At 50.4% G+C, this 17,834-nt stretch carries 14 protein-coding genes; 1 reads left to right on the top strand and 13 read right to left on the bottom strand.

From position 1 onward, the window contains the following. From Q7V48_15325 to Q7V48_15295, 7 genes are all read right to left on the bottom strand, one after another. A partial coding sequence (locus Q7V48_15325) for a hypothetical protein (protein ID MDO9212097.1) occupies nucleotides 1-930 on the bottom strand: 930 nt, incomplete at its 3' end. Beyond that, the gene (locus tag Q7V48_15320) at nucleotides 930-2,147 is read right to left on the bottom strand and encodes a thiolase family protein (GenBank protein MDO9212096.1); all 1,218 of its coding nucleotides are present in this window, start codon (nucleotides 2,145-2,147) and stop codon (nucleotides 930-932) included. The genes Q7V48_15320 and Q7V48_15325, both read right to left, overlap by 1 nt. A gap of 85 nt (nucleotides 2,148-2,232) precedes the next feature. Beyond that, nucleotides 2,233-2,481: a hypothetical protein gene (locus Q7V48_15315; GenBank protein ID MDO9212095.1), complete on the bottom strand. Its 249-nt coding sequence runs from the start codon at nucleotides 2,479-2,481 to the stop codon at nucleotides 2,233-2,235. A 159-nt stretch (nucleotides 2,482-2,640) separates the two neighbouring features. Beyond that, entirely contained in the window at nucleotides 2,641-4,470 is a 1,830-nt protein-coding gene (locus Q7V48_15310; protein MDO9212094.1) for an aldehyde ferredoxin oxidoreductase family protein, read from the bottom strand. Nucleotides 4,471-4,579: 109 nt separating this feature from the next. Further along, a complete protein-coding gene (locus Q7V48_15305; protein ID MDO9212093.1) occupies nucleotides 4,580-5,848 on the bottom strand; it encodes an iron-containing alcohol dehydrogenase in 1,269 nt (422 codons plus the stop codon). Nucleotides 5,849-6,068: 220 nt separating this feature from the next. Next, complete coding sequence (locus tag Q7V48_15300) at nucleotides 6,069-6,338, bottom strand: hypothetical protein (protein ID MDO9212092.1); 270 nt, start codon at nucleotides 6,336-6,338, stop codon at nucleotides 6,069-6,071. Between the two features lie 112 nt (nucleotides 6,339-6,450). Further along, nucleotides 6,451-6,813, bottom strand: coding sequence for a zinc ribbon domain-containing protein (locus Q7V48_15295; GenBank protein ID MDO9212091.1), 363 nt, complete (start codon nucleotides 6,811-6,813; stop codon nucleotides 6,451-6,453). A gap of 97 nt (nucleotides 6,814-6,910) precedes the next feature. Between Q7V48_15295 and Q7V48_15290 the strand changes: the two genes are divergently transcribed. Next, the gene (locus Q7V48_15290; GenBank protein MDO9212090.1) at nucleotides 6,911-7,558 is read left to right on the top strand and encodes a hypothetical protein; all 648 of its coding nucleotides are present in this window, start codon (nucleotides 6,911-6,913) and stop codon (nucleotides 7,556-7,558) included. Nucleotides 7,559-7,578: 20 nt separating this feature from the next. Here Q7V48_15290 and Q7V48_15285 read toward each other — a convergent pair whose 3' ends face one another. The 6 genes from Q7V48_15285 to dnaB all read right to left on the bottom strand — a co-directional run bounded on the left by Q7V48_15285 (nucleotide 7,579) and on the right by dnaB (nucleotide 17,828). After that, complete coding sequence (locus Q7V48_15285; protein ID MDO9212089.1) at nucleotides 7,579-8,610, bottom strand: NAD(P)H-dependent glycerol-3-phosphate dehydrogenase; 1,032 nt, start codon at nucleotides 8,608-8,610, stop codon at nucleotides 7,579-7,581. A 3-nt stretch (nucleotides 8,611-8,613) separates the two neighbouring features. Next, entirely contained in the window at nucleotides 8,614-11,133 is a 2,520-nt protein-coding gene (gene gyrA / locus Q7V48_15280; GenBank protein ID MDO9212088.1) for a DNA gyrase subunit A, read from the bottom strand. 94 nt (nucleotides 11,134-11,227) lie between these two features. Then, nucleotides 11,228-13,657, bottom strand: coding sequence for a DNA topoisomerase (ATP-hydrolyzing) subunit B (gene gyrB / locus Q7V48_15275; GenBank protein MDO9212087.1), 2,430 nt, complete (start codon nucleotides 13,655-13,657; stop codon nucleotides 11,228-11,230). A 45-nt stretch (nucleotides 13,658-13,702) separates the two neighbouring features. Further along, nucleotides 13,703-14,818, bottom strand: a complete 1,116-nt coding sequence (gene dnaN / locus Q7V48_15270) for a DNA polymerase III subunit beta (protein ID MDO9212086.1) — start codon at nucleotides 14,816-14,818, stop codon at nucleotides 13,703-13,705. Between the two features lie 223 nt (nucleotides 14,819-15,041). Then, nucleotides 15,042-16,376 (bottom strand): chromosomal replication initiator protein DnaA, encoded by a 1,335-nt coding sequence (gene dnaA / locus Q7V48_15265; protein MDO9212085.1) that lies wholly within the window; start codon nucleotides 16,374-16,376, stop codon nucleotides 15,042-15,044. A 105-nt stretch (nucleotides 16,377-16,481) separates the two neighbouring features. Continuing rightward, on the bottom strand, nucleotides 16,482-17,828 hold the full coding sequence (gene dnaB, locus Q7V48_15260) for a replicative DNA helicase (GenBank protein MDO9212084.1): 1,347 nt from the start codon (nucleotides 17,826-17,828) through the stop codon (nucleotides 16,482-16,484). Nucleotides 17,829-17,834: the final 6 nt, after the last annotated feature.

Below are 17,834 nucleotides of genomic sequence, written 5' to 3'. Positions count from 1 at the left end.
ACGAATCATGTTGACCATGGAGTCTCCATTGGTCCATCCCACCAGATGGGCCGGATCTTCCAACACCAGGACTAAGTCCGGGCGGGGGACTTTTTCTTTCACCACTTTGATCCTTTGTTTGTTGAGGATCAGGCCCAATTTCCCTCCGCAGGTCTTCACCTGGATCTTGCGGCTCCAATTGGCAAGGTCTCTCTGAGCGCGCGGGCTCTTGGGGATGGCTGAAACAAATTTGGTGACGGCCTGGAGCATCTTGGAAAATTGCTTCTTGTGGGCATCGGTTACCTGGGGCTCTGAGATCTCCGTGCTTCTCCACTTGAGGGCCGTTTCTTCGACCCCATTTTTATCCCGAAGCTTTTCCGGCACTTCGTCCAGGGGAACGGCAAAGTAATCCGTGGAAAATCCCATGCGGTTTTTCCGGAAGATGATCTTCACCTTCGTTCCGCGCTGGAAGATTCCCGGTTTCAGGAACCCGGTAGTGGTAAAAACCTGGATCGGTAAAGCCGATTGGGATTCGCCCAAAATCACCCGGCCCCGGCCAAAGGGAGCATACCTGGCAAATCGGGCATTGGCAAAGACCGTAATCGGTGGCGTTCCGAGCATCCAGCCCACCTGGGGCATTTCTACGCCCACCTCCATTTCCACCATGCTGAAATCTTCTTTCTGACAGACAATGCAGCGGGTCATATACGGCGGGCAGATGATCATCTGGCATTGGGGACAACGGGCCCCGATGATCTTTTTTTCTTTCATCACGGCGATGAAAAAGGGTGAGACCTCCCCCGCACTGGCCCAGTACGTGGTGAACATGGGTTCCGTCCGTTCCAAACAAACCGCTTTGTCTTCAGGGAAAACCGTAATCCGGCTCATCACTTCAGGGATGGCCTCATGAGGGATCACATACTCGCCTGGTCTTCTCATCACTTTTTCCATTAGATCACCCCCCTTTTCAGAATGGCTGCACCGCCATACTGGGCCGAAGAAGCTCCGGTCCCATGGACCAGGGCATAATCCATTCCTCTGCGGATCAGCTCCCGTCGGGCGGACCAGGCTGAGAACATATTGCTCCCTCCAACGAAGTGGCCACCATAGATCAGTCCCCCAGATGGATTGATTAGCAATTTTCCGTGCGGGGCCATAATTTTCTTTTCAATCAGGTCATCGGCCTGCCCCAGCGGAACAAAACCCATTTCCGCCATAGTGATCTCCAGTTGCGGCAGGAAGGCATCGTGAAGTTCAACAACATTGATGTCCTTAGGTCCAACCCCGGCCATTTCATAAGCGGCCTTGGCAGCTAAATGGTCCGACTCGATGCGGCCCGGCAGCTTGTGGGGATGTTTTATCCCCCACCAATAGGGCTCATTGGCAAACCCCACTCCTTCAATCCAGATTGGCGGCTGCCCCGCGTCCCGGCAAATTTCTTCCGCAACCCCTTCGGCGGCGAAGATCAGGCAGCAGGCCCCTTCCGTATAGACACAGGTTTCGAGCTTCTTGAAAGCAGGCTCAATGATCCAAGGTGAATGCTCGACCCTTTCAGGGGTAACGATTTCATCGCGCCGCTGGGCATTGGGATTGTTCTTGGCTTGCTCGCAAAGAATCCGCAAGATCTCTCCTCGAACCGGCATTTTGAGATCATTGGGATAATGATCGAGGTAGGAAAGAATCACTTCGGCGTAAGAATCAGAAGCCGTCGCCCCTTGATCTCGTTCAAAGAGCGGGTCCCAGGACCAGGCAATGGTTTGAACGACTTCGGGAGTCTGCGTTTCGCTCATAAAATCATAGCAGTCGGTGGCCTTTTCCGCACCTATACACAAAACAATGTCATACCGTCCGCTGGCCACCATATCAAAGCCTGTGCCGAAGGCGTAAATGCCCGTGGCCCCGCCATTGGTGACCCGAACCAGCGGCTTGAAAGCCAACCCCATATGCCCCAGGAAAGAGCTCTCGGGAATCGCCTGGCGGGCGAATATATCGTTGTATAGTCCAATGACCCCCGCCTCAACCCGGTTGATGTTGAGTTTGGCATCTTGTAGCGCACCGGATACTGCCCACTGGGCCAGCTCCCAGAGCGTCTTGGAAAGCCAGCGCCCCCGGCAGGGGGTAGTAAATGCACCCACGATGGCAACTTTTCTCATTGGAACCTTTCTCATATTCCCCCCTTTTCTATGGTTTTACTTGCCAATTCCAATCCTCTTGACCATTCAATAGATTTCTTCATCCCCCCCTTCCGATGACTCATAAAATCGCCTGGCGCATAGGGCAAAGCGCAAATACAAAGTTTTTTTCTTTCCCTGCGCCCTCTGCGGCCTCGAGCAAAGCGGGGGAGAGGAAAACCTGGACTTCCTCTCCCTCTTTCAGCGGGGTGGTTAGTTCGGTCAGCCTTTCCTTTTCTCTCATGGCCCACAAGGCGTGGTTAAAAGTTTCCTGGTCCTTGTTTCTGACCTGGGGAGGCATGGTGGAGTTGAAGCTTTTCTTGATCTCCATAAGAAGCTCCCCGAAGGTTCCCCCATCGGGAAGTTGAACCTCCGCGCGAGGGCCTCCCATCCAGTCGGACAAGATGCCTTGAAATTGAACCCTTACTTTCATCCTTTAAAAAACCGGGTCTTTCAATTCCGCCTTCCGCCTTCCGAAATCCGCATTTCCTCAAGGATACATCTCGGCGGCCACCTGGTTAAGTCCCAGCTCTAAGAGCTTCTCTTTAGTCGGCCGGCCCGTCTCCCAATCCCATCCTCGGAACTGATAATATACCTTTAACATCTTTTCCAGATCCGGCTCGACACCAGCCGTCGTGCCCTCATCCAGAGCGGCTGTACAAATCTTAGGTAATTTGTCTTGTTCCCGGGTCAAGCCGAGTTTGTTACTGACAGCCCTTTTGAGATTGATGGACCGATCCCCTGCAGCCAGTAACTCCTTGGGGTCAAATTGCCAACCTGTGATGGCATTCAGCATCTCACAGAGTTGGGTTGGCGTTAGGGGAGCGAATTTGCAAAGAGCCAAGGAGTCAAAAAGGTCCTTTAGGCTTTGATACTTGGCCGCTCCTTCGCTCTTTCCTTCAGAGGAAAGTCTCTCCGAGGGCAGGATCATATATTCCATGACCAAGTTGCCCAGATCAACGTTATAATAATCGCCCTTGAGGTGGCAGGCTCCGCGAGGACCCGTGGCATAGGAGAGGGCCATTCCATGGAAAGCCCGTCCGTCGTGCATGGGCATTTCCAGACCCTTGACCTGGGCAGCTTCGTCCGCGCTGCGGCCGAATTCCTTAGCCATGGCTAAAGTCCCCCCGGAAAGGATCTTGCCGATACCCTCCTGGGCAATGATCTTTTCGACCAGCTTCACCACTGCCTCGCCATCGCCCCACTGGAGTTCAAAACCAACCTTATCCTTCGTCAAAACGCCTAAATCATAGAGATAAAAAGCATAGGCCACGCTCACTCCTGCAGAGATTGTATCTATCCCGTGGGTGTTGCAGAGGTGATTGGCTCTCACGATGGAATCCAGGTCGGTGTTCAGACACAGAGGGCCAAAGGCCACTGCGGTTTCGTATTCTGGCCCATCCACATTAAGCCCCGGTTTGAACTCCACTAGTTCCCGACCGCATCCGATGGGGCAGCCCAGGCAGGCGTAGTTCTGGACGGTGTAAGTCTGGCGAAGGGCCTGGCCGGTAACCTTGGAAACAGGAAAGACGGCCTTGGTGAAGTATTTGGCGGGCGCATCGCCCAGAGTCATGGCCATGTCCATGTACATCATGGTCCCGTACTCGCGAAAGGCGACGGAAACTAAGTTCCCGTTGATCTGGGCCACGGCCTGTTTGGCCAGCTCCCGGATCTTTTCCGGGTTGCTCAACTCGGGCCTCAGATTGCCAGAAGCGGCCACCGCTTTGAGGTTCTTGGAGCCCATGATCGCCCCTAAGCCGCACCGGCCGGCAGCCCGGCCGTTATCATTCATGATCGAAGCATATTTGATTAGTTTCTCCCCGGCAGAGCCTATGCAGGCGATGCTGACGGAGTCGTCATCCAATTCATCTTTGATGGTTTTCTGGGTCTGGTAACTGTCCTTTCCCCAGAGGTGGGAGGCGTCCCGGATCTCCGCTTTTCCTTCCTTTAAAAAAAGGTAAGACGGCTTGTCCGCTTTTCCTTTCACCAGCAGGCCATCCCATCCGGAGCCTTTCAGCCGAAAGGGAAATTTACCGCCACTGGTGGCTTCCCCCCAGAACCCGGTAAGAGGAGAAATGCCGCCCACCGCGTACCGGCTGACCATGGGAAGGGGTGTCCCTGTGAAAGGCCCGGTCGCAAAGATCAACGGGTTTACCGGTGCGAGAGGATCGGTTCCTTTTCTCAGGCGGTCATAGACCAGGGCCGCAGCCAGGCTCGCCCCCCCGATGTATTTCTTCAAAAATTCCTCGGACAGAGGTAAATCAGCGACTTTACGGGCGGATAAATCTACCTCTAAAAATCGGCCGTGGTATCCTTTCATGCTTCTATCCTCCCTTGGGAATCGGTACAATCAAACCACAGCAGTAATCCCCCTTGCGGGGATTTTTTTTTGACCCCCATAATATTTCTCTGTGAGCTCTGTGGTTTCATTAGAAATCGATATCTCGGCCGTCATAGGCGTATTGCAAAATCTGGGCGCATTGGGCCTTGGTTATAGGCCTGGGGCTGAGATAACAATCTACATCTCCATAGGCAAATTCCACCAGCTGGTCGAGTTTGGCTTTAAATTCACCCCAGGGAATCCCCATGTCCTTCAAGGTTAGAGAACCTCCGAGCTCGGTCAGGAAGGACCTGACCCGGCTTACCAGTTTGACCAGTCCATCTTTAGCATCTTTCGCTTCGATGTTCAGAGCCTTGCACGTTAACAGGTGTTTATCGGTGACTTTACTGCAGAACTGGAGGCTGTGGGGGATGAAAAAACCTACGGCCAGGCCATGGTGCAGATTGAATACAGCGCCCAGGGAATGACCGAAGCTGTGGGTCAGGTGGCAGCCGCTCATGCCGAAAGCAACGCCGGCAATACTTGCGGCCATGATCATTCTGTGCCGGGCCTCCCGATCCTGGCCGTTTTTATATGCTCGGGGCAGCCACTGGAAGACCATCTCAATGGCTTTGAGCGCCAGGGGTTCGGTGAATTCGTTCCCTGCCGGGGTTGTAACTGCATCCATGGCATGGGCCAGGACGTCCAGACCTGTGCCCGCGGTAAGCTTAGGCGGCATAGTCACGGTAAATTCCGGAACCAGTACAGCAAAGTCAGGAACCAGTTCATCGTGGGCAATAGGGATCTTACGGTGGGCGGCCGTATCATGGAGCACAGCTGCGCCGGTGCATTCCGAACCCGTTCCGGAGGTGGTCGGCACGGCTGCCAGGACTGCCTTCCCCCGCAGGTTTAATTTGTCCAGGGGTGAAATCATGCCCAGGTCGGTGATGTCCGGCCGTTCATAAAGGATCCAGGCTGCTTTGGCCGAGTCTATGACCGACCCTCCGCCCACAGCCATGATCAGATCCGGCTCGAAATCTTTAACGGCCTTGGCACACTCTACCACCACTTCCATGGGGGCTTCGGGTTGACACCCGGCCCACAACTCGACTTTAAAGCCCCCGGATTCGAGAAATTGAGCGGCTTTATTGGCGAATCGCTTGCTAAATTCATCCGTTACAATAAAAGCCCTCTTGTTAGGACACCGGGGTAGAAGGGAATCCATGGTAGAAGGTCCGACAACGGGCCCTTCCGGGAAAACATTCGACCCGATAAACAGTTTGGGAGTATTGAAAATGGTGGTAAGACCTTTGATGGAAGTCGACAGGGCCAGGGGGGCCAGAGCTTTCAGCGTGGGATTCTCAAACCAGTATCCCATGGGGCGCACCTCACCTTCGAAGAAAGTTCAAATTTTTATAGATCACCGATCTGTAGGATTAAAAGAAATGGAGCAAAGAACCTCTGGTGGCAATATGGGCAAAGCAATAAGTTTTGTCAAGAAAATTTTACAAGATCTCCGAAAAGCTGTCGAAAAAAATGTCCTGAGCAGCGAAAAGCCGCCTTTTCCCGAGATCTCCTTACGGGCCCTGTGGTTTTCCCTAAATTTTGAGTCCTTTTAAGGCAACGTAGGCCTGAATCGTATTGATGGCTTGGTTGAGGCGGTGGATTTTGGTGTGCTTTTCTTTGAGAGCTTCACTGTCTTCCGGGGAGACCTGTTTCCCTCGCATTTCCCGCAGGACGATATTGAGGTTGAAAAGAAGGACCTTTAAATCTGCGGACGAATACTGGCGGAGAGTGGCCGGGGTGAATTGCTGGTACCCTCCCGCGACATCATGAGCCAATTTTTTGGGGTTGCCGGCTATGGGCATGGGCTGTTCCCCTTGCTGTAGGTCTTGGACATAATCCCTCCTTAAGAAACCGTTCCGGGTTCTACGTTCCGGGTATCAAGTTAAAAGCCTCAAGGCCGACTTTTTCAGCAACCTAAAATTCATCTTCTTTGTCCCCAGAAGCCTCCTCTCGGCCCTTGCCTTCTTCCGCCATGGCTTCATCCACCATGGAGTCAAAATCTTCGCCCAAGTCCTCCCCTAATTCTTTGCCCATCCGCTTCATCCAGCGGGCCATGCTGGCGGGGTTGTTCTCGTCGATATCGCCCAGCTTGGCGGGATCGGCCAGGGATTCCAGGCGGCTCTCCTCGGAGCGCACCCGGGCCACCCGGGAAATGAGCTTGGTCATCTTACGGCTTTGACACCTTTGGCATTCGGGATGGAAAGGGGTCCGTAGGCTTAGAACGATAAAACTGGAAACTCGGCCACAATCCTGACAGAGGTATTCATAGATGGGCATAAAAAAATCGCCTCCCTTGACAGCGGTTCTTTTCTAAGGTGTAATAGCAATTAGAATTCAATTTATTTTAACGAATTTCTCCCTAAGGAGCAAGGTCTTGTTCGCGCCACGCCGAAAAGCCCTTTTCGCATCTCTTGGAGTTTTGATCAGTTATCTCTCCCTTGGCGGTTGCCTTTACAATCTGAATCTGGACAAAACTTTTTTCCGGGAGGTAAATTTTAAAGACTTCCAACCCGTGGCCATTCTTCCTATTCAAGATGCTTCCGGTTATCCTCAATCCGGTTCAGACCTAAACTCCTTTATCTACACCTTTTTAGCGGCCAAAGGTTACAACCTGATTCCCCCTGGGGAAGTTTCTGCGGTCCTCCAGGAATTCGGCTTAAACCCCCCAAATTTAATTGCCAACCCGTCCTTCCTTATCAAGACCAACGAACGCCTGAAAGCCAAGCTTCTGATTACGGGCACCCTTCTGGAATATTCATTGCAGAAACCCTACGTTCGATCAGAATCCTTTCAGGTTTGGGAGGGAGGGCGCTATGAGTACCGGGCTCTGCCAACTTATCATCAGGGGACCTGTCAGATCCGTCTGATGTTGCGGGTGCTGGAGCTGGAAAAGGGGTCGGTGCTTTGGATGGCCGAAGGAAAGATTCGTGGGCCGAGCCAGGCAGCAAACAATTTAGGAAAAAGATTGGTCGAACGCCTCTTGGATGGGCTTCCCTCCCTCCCGCCTCAATCGGGGAAGTAGAAACCCGGCAGTTTCTTCCGTTACGTTCCTTCCTGCTCGGACCGGGGATCGCGGGACATCAACTCGATTACGGCTTCCCGTGGGTCTTTGCCCTCGTAAAGAATCTCATAAACTTTATCCGTAATGGGCATCTCCACTTCCCGTTCTCGGGCTAATGCTCGCAGGGCCTTGGTGGTACGGATACCCTCGGCGACCATCCTCATTCCTTGGAGAATATCCTTGAGCCTCCGCCCTTTACCCAACTCTAAACCGACGGTGCGATTCCGGCTTAAACTTCCGGTACAAGTCAGGACCAGATCTCCTAAGCCGGCCAGCCCGAAAAAGGTGCGCGCGTCTGCTCCCATCTTTACCCCCAGACGGGTCATCTCAGCTAATCCTCGCGTGATTAACGCCGACCGGGAGCTGTGCCCGAATCCTAAGCCGTCGGAGGCCCCTGCGGCAATCGCCATGACGTTCTTGGTCGCACCCCCTAACTCCACGCCGATCAGGTCAGGGTTGGTGTAGACCCGGAAGTAAGGCCTGGCCAAAAGAATTTGCGCTTGCTGCGCGGCCTCCGGGTGGGCCGCAGCCACCGCGACCGCCGTGGGGAATTTACAAGCGACTTCTCTTGCAAAACTCGGCCCGGAAAGGCAGGCAATTTCAGTCCTGAGGTTCTGGCCGATGGTGTCTCGTAAAACTTGTGATGCGGTGGAGAAGGTTTCGTCCTCGAGTCCCTTGGTGGCGCTAATAATCAAGGCATCCTCTTGGATGTAAGGCCGTCCCTTGCTAAAAACTTCCCGCACGGCATGGGAAGGTATGGCACAGATCAGGATGTCTTTCCCGGTACAAGCTTCTTCCAGAGAATGAGTTATCCGGATGTTATCCGCGAGTGAAATTCCGGGGAGGAAGAATTCATTCTCCCTTTTGCTTTGCATGGCCCGGAAGAGTTCTTCTTCAAAAACCCAGAGATCGACGGGTAGCCCTTTCTCGGCCAAGAGGTTGGCCAGCGTCGTACCCCAGCTTCCGGCGCCGATAACGCCGATTCGCCCTTTTTCTGTGAGAAACTCGGCCATGCGTTATGAATTTTCCTCTCCCCCGATTTCTTCCGGGGTTTCCTCTGGGCTCTCTTCTATTCCTTGTTCCCCCTCCGGCTCTTCCTCGCGCTCGGCCAAGCGGGTAACGGCCATCACTCGTTCTCCAGGCTCCAGTTCAATGAGCTTCACCCCCTGGGTGTTCCGCCCAATGACCGAGATTTCTTCACCCCGCAAGCGAATAATTTTCCCTTTTTCCGTGATGAGCATGACATCATCCTGCTCGGTAATCTGTTGCACGCCCACTAAATTCCCGTTCCGCGGGGAAGTTTTAATCGTTATAACGCCTTTCCCCCCACGGCTTTGAAGGGGATAATCCTCAATGGGAGTACGCTTACCAAAACCTTTTTCCGTGACCGATAGAATGGCTGCCCCCAGAGTTCCCGGGGTGATGATATCCATGGAGACCAGGTAATCCTTTTTGCCCAGCGTAATCCCTTTTACCCCTCTGGCCGTGCGCCCAATGGCGCGCGTCTCTTCCTCGGAGAAGCGAATGGCCTTGCCTTCCCGGGAGCTGAGCAGGATCTCCTTCGTTCCATCCGTCAGGCAGGCCGAGATTAACTCGTCTCCCGGATCAAGGGTCAGAGCAATGATTCCGCCCGTGCGTGGATGGCCGTAAGACATCAGGTCGGTCTTCTTGACCACACCGTTCTTCGTGGTCATGATGACGTATTTCCCCTCTTCAAAGGTCCGTACGGGGAGGATGGCGGTAATCTTCTCTTCTCCCGAAAGGTTCAACAAATTGATGATGGCTTTTCCCCGCGACATACGCCCCGCCTGGGGTATTTCGTGGACTTTCAACCAGAATACCTTTCCGGCGTCGGTGAAGAAGAGGATATAACTATGCGTGGAGGCTACGAAGAGGTGCTCGACAAAATCTTCTTCTTTGGTGGTCATGCCCATCTTCCCCCGCCCGCCCCGCCTTTGGCTGCGGTAAAGACTGATGGCATTGCGCTTGATATAGCCGGAGTGACTGATCGTCACGACCATATCTTCTTCCACGATCAAGTCTTCGAGGTTAATCTCTTGCGCTTCCTCAATGATCAGAGTCCGCCGTTCGTCCCCGTAGCGTTCCTTAATCTCCCGAAGCTCTTCGCCGATCAGGTTAAATAAAAGTCGCTCGTTGCTCAGGAGCTCCCGCAGGCGGGCGATGAGTTGGATGACTTCTTTATATTCCTCGTTGATCTTTTCCCGTTCCAGGTTCGTCAGGCGCTGTAAACGCATCTCCAAAATAGCTTGGGCTTGGGCTTCGGAGAGCGAGAATTTAGCCATCAGCCCTTCTTTGGCATCTTTGGGGGTTTTAGAAGAGCGAATCAAGGAAATGACCCGGTCGAGGTTATCCAGGGCGATCTTTAAGCCTTCCAGGATGTGGGCATTGGCCTCGGCTTTTCCCAACTCAAACTGGCTGCGGCGGATGACCACCTCTTTGCGGTGGTTGATGAAGTGTTGGATCAGCTCCTTGAGGGTAAGCGTTTGCGGCTGGCCATGGACGATGGCCAAGAGGATGATGCCGAAGGTGACCTGCATCTGGGTATGCTTGAAGAGTTGGTTGAGGACCACCTGGGCGACGGCCTCTCTTTTCAGTTCGATAACGATCCGCATCCCTTCCCGGTCAGATTCATCCCTGAGGTCGGAGATCCCTTCAATCCTTTTCTCTTGGACGAGCTCGGCAATCTTTTCCAAGAGCCTGGCCTTATTCACCTGATAGGGGAGTTCCGTGATTACTACCGCCTCCCGCTCTGTCCTCTTCTGGCGTTCGATCAGGGCGCGGGCTCTTAGCTGGATGGTACCCTTTCCCGTAAGGTAGGCCTCCCGAATCCCGGATTGCCCAAGGATGAATCCTGCCGTGGGGAAATCCGGACCGGGGATGATGACCATCAAATCCTCGATGGTGATTTCTGGATTCTGGATGACGGCGATTGCCGCCGCGATCACTTCCTGCAGGTTGTGAGGGGGTATGTTGGTGGCCATGCCTACGGCTATACCCGAGGAACCGTTGACCAAAAGGTTGGGGAAGCGCGCCGGCAGGATGGCGGGTTCCGTCAGCGATCCGTCATAGTTGGGGGCAAATTCCACCGTTTTCTTTTCGATATCGGATAGGAGCTCACTCGCCAAACGGGCCATGCGTACCTCGGTGTAACGCATGGCTGCTGGCGGGTCTCCGTCTATGGATCCAAAATTTCCTTGCCCGTTAATTAAAGGATACCGCAGAGAAAAATCCTGAGCCATACGCACTAAGGCATCATAAACGGCCATGTCCCCATGGGGATGGTATTTTCCGATGACGTCTCCTACGATTCTGGCCGATTTCTTGAACGGCTTGTTCCAGTCGTTGGAAAGATCGTACATGGCATAGAGCACCCGGCGGTGGACGGGTTTCAGCCCATCCCGAACATCTGGCAAGGCCCGGCCAATAATTACCGACATGGCATAATCCATGTAGGATTTCTGCATTTCCTCCTCCAGCTTGACGGGGAGGCGGTTCTGAATATTCTGGGTTTGCATAGAACTCTCGCTTTAAAATTTTTCTTGACCAAGCTCAATCAGCCCAAACAAGTCTTGGTCTCTGTCCTCGGCCATAGGGAATTGGGGGATGAAATTAGATGTCCAGGTTGGTCACCGTCAAGGCATTCCGCTGGATGAATTCTCGCCGGGGCTCCACCTGATCGCCCATGAGGACCGTGAAGATCTCGTCGGCCTTGATGGTATCTTCAACGCGAACTTGCAACAAGGTGCGGGTCTCCGGGTTCATGGTTGTATCCCAGAGTTGTTCCGGGTTCATCTCTCCCAGCCCTTTATATCGTTGGATTTCCAATCCTTTTTTGCCATAAGCCAAAATTTCCTGAACCAGCTGAGAGAAACCCCCTACTTCCTTGGCGTCTTCCCCGGCCTTTAACACGTAGGGAGGTTGGCTCAGGGGGCTGAGCTGTTTGGATATTTTGCGCAGCTCTTCGAATTGAGCTGAACTCACTAAATCCAGGTCCAGGACGGTTTCCAGGCGGGATCCATTATGGCTCGAAAGGAATCGGAGGTTATAACTACCATGTTCCGGGTCTTTCTCCATCTGAAACTCCAGCCATTCTTTCGGCTTTTGACCTTTCTTCAGCGCACGTTTGATTTCCTCGACAACCCGGTTCATCTCCTCTTCCGACTTGAGCGAGTTCTTGGTGAAAGATTCGTGCTGCGCAAAGGCTAAAAGAATGTTCGGGTCCATTTGCCGCTTAGCCAGGCGATATAATATTTTTTCCAGGCGGATGGCCCGCTTAACCGTCTCCAGAAGGTTTTTGCCGCTGAACTGGGCCTTGTTTCCGGGAATAATCAGCCGGAGATCTTCGATCCCTTTTTCCAGCAGATAATCTTCCACCTCCTCCTCGCTGCGCAGGTATTTGGGTTCTTCTTTCCCTTTTTTCACTCGATATAGAGGAGGCTGGGCGATATAAAGGTATCCCTTTTCAATCACCGGAAACATCTGCCGGTAGAAAAGGGTTAGAAGTAGGGTTCGGATGTGGGATCCGTCTACGTCGGCATCGGTCATGATGATTACCTGGTGATACCGTAACTTTTCCAGGTTAAATTCTTCCACTCCTACTCCCGTCCCTAAAGCCGTAATCAGGGTTTTGATCTCCTGGTTGGAAAGCATCTGGTCAAAGCGGGCTTTTTCCACGTTGAGGATTTTACCCCGCAGGGGTAAGATCGCCTGCGTTCGCCGGTCCCTCCCTTGCTTGGCGGATCCTCCTGCGGAATCTCCTTCGACGATGAAAATTTCGCTCTCCCTCGGGTCGCGTTCCTGGCAATCGGCTAACTTTCCCGGGAGAGAATTCGATTCCAGCAACCCTTTTCTACGGGTAAGCTCTTTGGCTTTCCGGGCCGCCTCCCGCGCGCGGGCAGAATCGACTACCTTTTCCAGGATGCGCTTGGCCACGGATGGGTTTTCCTCAAAATGCATGCCTAATTTCTCGTTGACCAGAGCCTCTACCCAACCTTTGACCTCGCTGTTGCCCAGTTTGGCCTTGGTCTGCCCCTCAAACTGGGGATTGGAAAGCTTTACGCTGATGATTCCGGTAAGCCCTTCGCGGGTATCTTCTCCGGTCAGGCTCACCTTCATGTTTTTAAGAAGATTGTTGCTGGCGGCATAATTATTTAGCGTGCGGGTGAGCGCGGATTTGAAGCCCACCAGGTGGGTTCCACCGTCGTGGGTATTAATGTTGTTGGCAAAACAAAAAAGGTTCTCGGTATATCCATCGTTATACTGCAACGCAATGTCTATGTAGATTCCCTCTTTTTCTCCCTCGAGGTGGATTGGTTTGGGATGGATAATGCCCTTGTTTTTATTGAGGTACTCGACAAAAGAAACGATACCTCCTTTATACTGAAAATCTTGCTTTTTCTCCGAGCGTTCATCCGCCACCGTGATTCTCAAGCCACTGTTCAAGAAAGAAAGTTCCCGGAAGCGCTGAGAGAGAAGATCGAAACTAAAGTCCATGGTTTCAAAGATCTCTGCATCGGGGCGGAATTTGATCTTGGTGCCCCGCCGCTTGGTGCTTCCTGTTACTTCGAAAGGAGTTACCGGTTCTCCCCTTTCATATCTTTGAAAATAAACCTTTCCATCTCTCCAGATTTCCAACTCTAAAAATTCAGAAAGGGCATTTACCACCGAGACACCCACGCCATGGAGGCCACCAGAAAATTGGTAGCTTTCACTGTCAAACTTTCCACCGGAATGTAGGGTGGTCATGACCACTTCAGCGGCTGGACGTCCTTCCTCCTTATGCATATCCACGGGGATGCCCCTGCCGTTGTCTTCTACGGTGACGCTGTTATCTTCATGGATAAGGACCTCGATCTTGGTGCAAAACCCGCCTAAAGCCTCATCGATGGAATTGTCCACGACTTCGTAGGCCAGATGGTGTAAGCCTGAACTGCCGGTGCTCCCGATATACATGGCCGGCCGTTTACGCACAGCCTCAAGGCCTTGAAGAACTTTGATGTTTTCGGCTGTATATTCCTGCGCCCTACCATTTTTTTCCATTAATTTTTCATTCTTTTTGGCCAACGCCTTCACCTTTCTTTATAATTATAGCCTCATGGGCATGACGACACAGGTATGCCTTTCATCGTTAGAAGGTCGAATAATCGCTGGGCTGATTCCATCTTCCAGCTCCAGGACTACTTCTTCGCCCCTCATTATATTTAAAACTTCTAAAACGAACCGCGAATTAAAACCAACCGTTACCTCCTCTCCTTTATAATCTACAGGGACCTCCTCTTTTGCTTCCCCCAGTTCTGGATTATAGGCAGAAAGCACTAAAAGATCCTGAGAAAAATGAAACTTAACTCCCCTTGTTTTTTCACTGGAAAGAAGAGAAACTCTTCGCAAGGATTCTATAATTTGATTTCTCTTCATCCGAATATGTTTTTTTGTGTTAAGGGGAATGACCTGCCTATAATCCGGAAATTCGGCATCCAATAGGCGCATAAGTAGGATTACGTTTCCTTTTTTCACTATAAAATTGTTGTTTTTTAATTTAATCCACCCGGCTTCCCCTCCCTCATCTAACAATTTAATTAACTCCACAAGGCCTTTTTTCGGGAGTAAAATGCCCTTTTCCAATCCTTTTATTTCCATTCTTATAGAACGCTCAATCAGCGAGAGGCGATAGCCATCCGTGGCTACCATTTTCAAATCTTTCTCTTCTCCTTCATTTTTTTGAGTAAAAAATACTCCTGCCAAATTATATCTACTTTCATCGGAGGATACCGCGAATATCGTTTTTTCTATCATCTCCTTCAAAATTTCCACGTCTGCCGAGACAAATTCTTCTTCTTCGAAAACAGATAAAGAAGGAAATGAATCTGCTGAAAGGCCCATGATTTTAAAAAGGGATTTGCCGCTAGAAATTTCCACCCATTGATTTTCCTTCAACTTTAAGAAAACTTCCTTTTCTGGGAGTTCTTTAATTACTTCATAAAGTTTTTTGGCCGATAGAGTTGCTCTTCCTTCCTTTATAATTTCGGCAGGATAAAAACCTTTTAAACCGATCTCTAAATCCGTTGCCGTTATTGCAATTCCTTTTCCATGCGTTTCAAGTAAAACGTTTAAAAGAATAGGCATGGTCCCTTTCTTTTCGACGATACTTTGAACGCGGGAAAGGCCTTTGGTGAATTCTTCTTTCTCAATTTTAAATTCCATTGTATCTCTCCCTATTACTATTATACTTATAATAAATACTTTTTAGTAGTATTAGTAGTGCTTGTTTATGAAAAAAGTATAAACAAAAAAATTTTAAATTTCAACAAGTTTAATTTATTTTTGACAGTGAAAAAGAGACAAGAAAACTGTGGATAAAAGTATTCACAGCAGACAGATCTAAAGAGTAAACAAACAATCAACATTCCATCCACAGCGAAATGGATCATTTTTGCAATTCATTTTTTATTGTCTCAATAATATTTTTTATCTCCCGGTCTTCGTTTATTTTCTTTTCAATCTGGCGAACAGCATGAATCACGGTGGAATGATCCTTCCCACCAAACTTGGCCCCAATTTCGGGAAAAGAGGCTTTGGTCATCGTGCGACAAAGATACATGGAAACTTGTCGCGGCAGAGCGTAAATTCTGAACCTTTTAGAAGATTTAAGGTCCGTTACTTTTATATTGTAAAGATTGGCCACGGCTTTTTGAATATTTTCGATGCTGATCATCTTCTGTCGATCACGCAGGAGATCTTTGAGAGTTTCTTTCACCATGGAAAGATTGATTTCATTTCCCGTCAGTGAGGCATAAGCCCGGAGACGCGTCAGAGCCCCCTCCAACTCCCGGATATTGGAGCCTAATTGCGAAGCCAAAAACAGGCCTAATTCATTGGAAAGAGATATATTATAAACCTCTGCCTTCTTACCGAGAATAGCAACTTTCGTTTCAATATCCGGAGGTTGAATGTCAGCGATAAGGCCCCAACCAATCCTGGATCTCAAACGTTCTTCTAAACCAGGAATTTCTTTCGGGAGTTTATCGCTCGAGAGGATGATCTGCTTGTGAGAATCATAAAGAGAATTAAAAGTATGAAAAAATTCTTCCTGAGTTCTCTCCTTCCCACCCAGAAACTGAATATCGTCAACGAGAAGAACATCTTTATTGCGGTATTTGTTGCGGAAGTCGGGCATTTTTTCATAACGCAGACAGTTGATCAATTCGTTAGTAAATTTTTCTGAAGAGAGATAGCATACCTTGGCTGGAGGATCATTTTGGACGATTTGGTTTCCTATGGCGTTAAGGAGATGCGTTTTTCCTAAACCGACACCGCCGTAAATAAATAACGGATTGTAGTTTTTGGCCGGAAGCTTAGCCACAGCCAACGCGGCCGCATGGGCAAACTGGTTGCAAGAACCTACAACGAAGGCTTCAAAAGTATAGCCGGGGTTGAGGCCATCTTCCTTGGTGACTTTGTTCACGGCCTTAAGGGCTGGGTTTTTGTCTGCAGCTTTTGGCTTGACTTCCTTTTCCTCCGGTCCTTCTTTTGGGCGGAAAAGAATAGAGTATGGATTTTTGGTGATTTGGAAAAGAATTTCTTTGATAAGAGATTGATAATTTTCAGAAAGCCAGTCTTTAAAAAACTTATTGGGAACCTCTAATTCAATGGTGTTTTGATTTAGGGTTAGAATTTTTAAGGGTTTAAACCAGATGTCAAAAGAATTCCGGCTGATTTTTTCGCTTACCGCGTTAAGAACTTTATTCCAAATTTCTTTCATGGGAATTACCCCCTACCCGGGATCCAGCGGAGGAGTGATTTATCCACAAAGTTATAAACAGCTGTGGATAGAAAATAACTTAATAGTTATAGATAATTGGCACGTTTACCGATCTTCTTGGATGGGAGAGAGGTTTTCAAAACAGGTATATTTATCTAAGAAAGCAAGTTCAAATTTGTCGGTTGGTCCATTCCTTTGTTTGCCAACGATGATTTCCGCTTTTCCTTTATGGGGATTATCCTCGGATCTATTATATAGTTCATCTCGGTAAAGAAAAATAATTACGTCCGCATCCTGCTCAATAGCCCCAGATTCGCGAAGGTCGGCGAGTTGGGGGCGTCTGTCACCACGATCTTCCACCTTGCGATTCAATTGTGATAAGGCGATAACCGGAAGACGCAGCTCCTTGGCCAGAGCCTTTAAAGAGCGAGAGATATCCGAAATTTCTTGCTCCCTTGTTTCGGAATTTGCCCGGCCGCGCATCAACTGTAAATAGTCCACGACGACTAAGCCCAAGTTGTGCTCGGCCTTTAAACGACGAGACTTGGCCCGCATTTCCAGAACGGTAAGCCCCGGAGTATCATCAATGAAGATGGGGGCTTCCGAAAGGCTGCCCGCCGCCCGGGTGAGCTTGGGCCAGTCTGTTTCGCTGAGAAAACCACCACGAAGACGGTGGGCATCTACTTTTGCTTCCGAACAGAGCAGGCGCAAGGCCAGTTGTTCTTTAGACATTTCCAGGGAAAAGATTGCCGAGGGGATGCCACCTTCTATCGCGGCATGCTGGGTGATATTTAAGGCCAAAGCGGTTTTTCCCATGGAGGGACGGCCGGCGACGATGATCAGGTCAGAAGGCTGTAGTCCTGAAGTTAAGTCATCTAATTTAGTAAAGCCAGTAGGAACGCCGGTGATGAGCTGCTTTTTCTCATAAAGGTTTTCAATGGTTTTGAAACTGGCTTTGATGATGTCTTTTATGGGGAAAAAGGAGGGACGGACGCGGTCTTCAGAGATTTCGAAAATCAAGCGCTCGGCCCGGTCCAAAGATTCATCCACGTCGCCCGCGTCTCCAAAACCCAGGTTAATGATTTCCGTCGCCCGGTTGATGAGTTTGCGCAGGATGGATTTTTCTTTGATGATTTTGGCGTAATAGGCAATGTTGGCCGCCGTTGGGACGCTGTTTACCAGAAAATTGAGGTATTCAATCCCCCCCACTTCCTCCAAAGCATCCCGCTTTTTCAAGACTTCAGAAAGGGTAATGAGATCTGCAGGCTCATTGCGTTCATAGAGGTGCAGAAGGGCTGAAAAGATCTGGCGGTGAGCTTCGCGATAAAAATCGCCTTCGTTGACGACTTCTAAAGCTCGATTCAAAGCTTCATTTTCCAGCAGGACGCCGCCCAATACGGAGACCTCGGCCTCGAGGCTTTGAGGTGGAAGGCGTTGGGCCAGAAGATCCATCGGTTC

Source organism: Deltaproteobacteria bacterium, assembly GCA_030654105.1.
In the GTDB taxonomy this organism is placed as follows: domain Bacteria; phylum Desulfobacterota; class SM23-61; order SM23-61; family SM23-61; genus JAHJQK01.
This window is presented reverse-complemented; position numbering and strand designations above follow the sequence as displayed.

Bases quoted from the DNA above. Each gene is read 5' to 3' on its own strand.
- Q7V48_15315 (MDO9212095.1), bottom strand. From the start codon at position 2,481: ATGGAGATCAAGAAAAGCTTCAACTCCACCATGCCTCCCCAGGTCAGA.
- dnaN (MDO9212086.1), bottom strand. From the start codon at position 14,818: ATGGAATTTAAAATTGAGAAAGAAGAATTCACCAAAGGCCTTTCCCGC.
- Q7V48_15305 (MDO9212093.1), bottom strand. From the start codon at position 5,848: ATGGGATACTGGTTTGAGAATCCCACGCTGAAAGCTCTGGCCCCCCTG.
- gyrA (MDO9212088.1), bottom strand. From the start codon at position 11,133: ATGCAAACCCAGAATATTCAGAACCGCCTCCCCGTCAAGCTGGAGGAG.
- dnaB (MDO9212084.1), bottom strand. From the start codon at position 17,828: ATGGATCTTCTGGCCCAACGCCTTCCACCTCAAAGCCTCGAGGCCGAG.
- Q7V48_15320 (MDO9212096.1), bottom strand. From the start codon at position 2,147: ATGAGAAAGGTTCCAATGAGAAAAGTTGCCATCGTGGGTGCATTTACT.
- Q7V48_15310 (MDO9212094.1), bottom strand. From the start codon at position 4,470: ATGAAAGGATACCACGGCCGATTTTTAGAGGTAGATTTATCCGCCCGT.
- Q7V48_15295 (MDO9212091.1), bottom strand. From the start codon at position 6,813: ATGCCCATCTATGAATACCTCTGTCAGGATTGTGGCCGAGTTTCCAGT.
- Q7V48_15300 (MDO9212092.1), bottom strand. From the start codon at position 6,338: ATGCCCATAGCCGGCAACCCCAAAAAATTGGCTCATGATGTCGCGGGA.
- gyrB (MDO9212087.1), bottom strand. From the start codon at position 13,657: ATGGAAAAAAATGGTAGGGCGCAGGAATATACAGCCGAAAACATCAAA.
- Q7V48_15285 (MDO9212089.1), bottom strand. From the start codon at position 8,610: ATGGCCGAGTTTCTCACAGAAAAAGGGCGAATCGGCGTTATCGGCGCC.
- dnaA (MDO9212085.1), bottom strand. From the start codon at position 16,376: ATGAAAGAAATTTGGAATAAAGTTCTTAACGCGGTAAGCGAAAAAATC.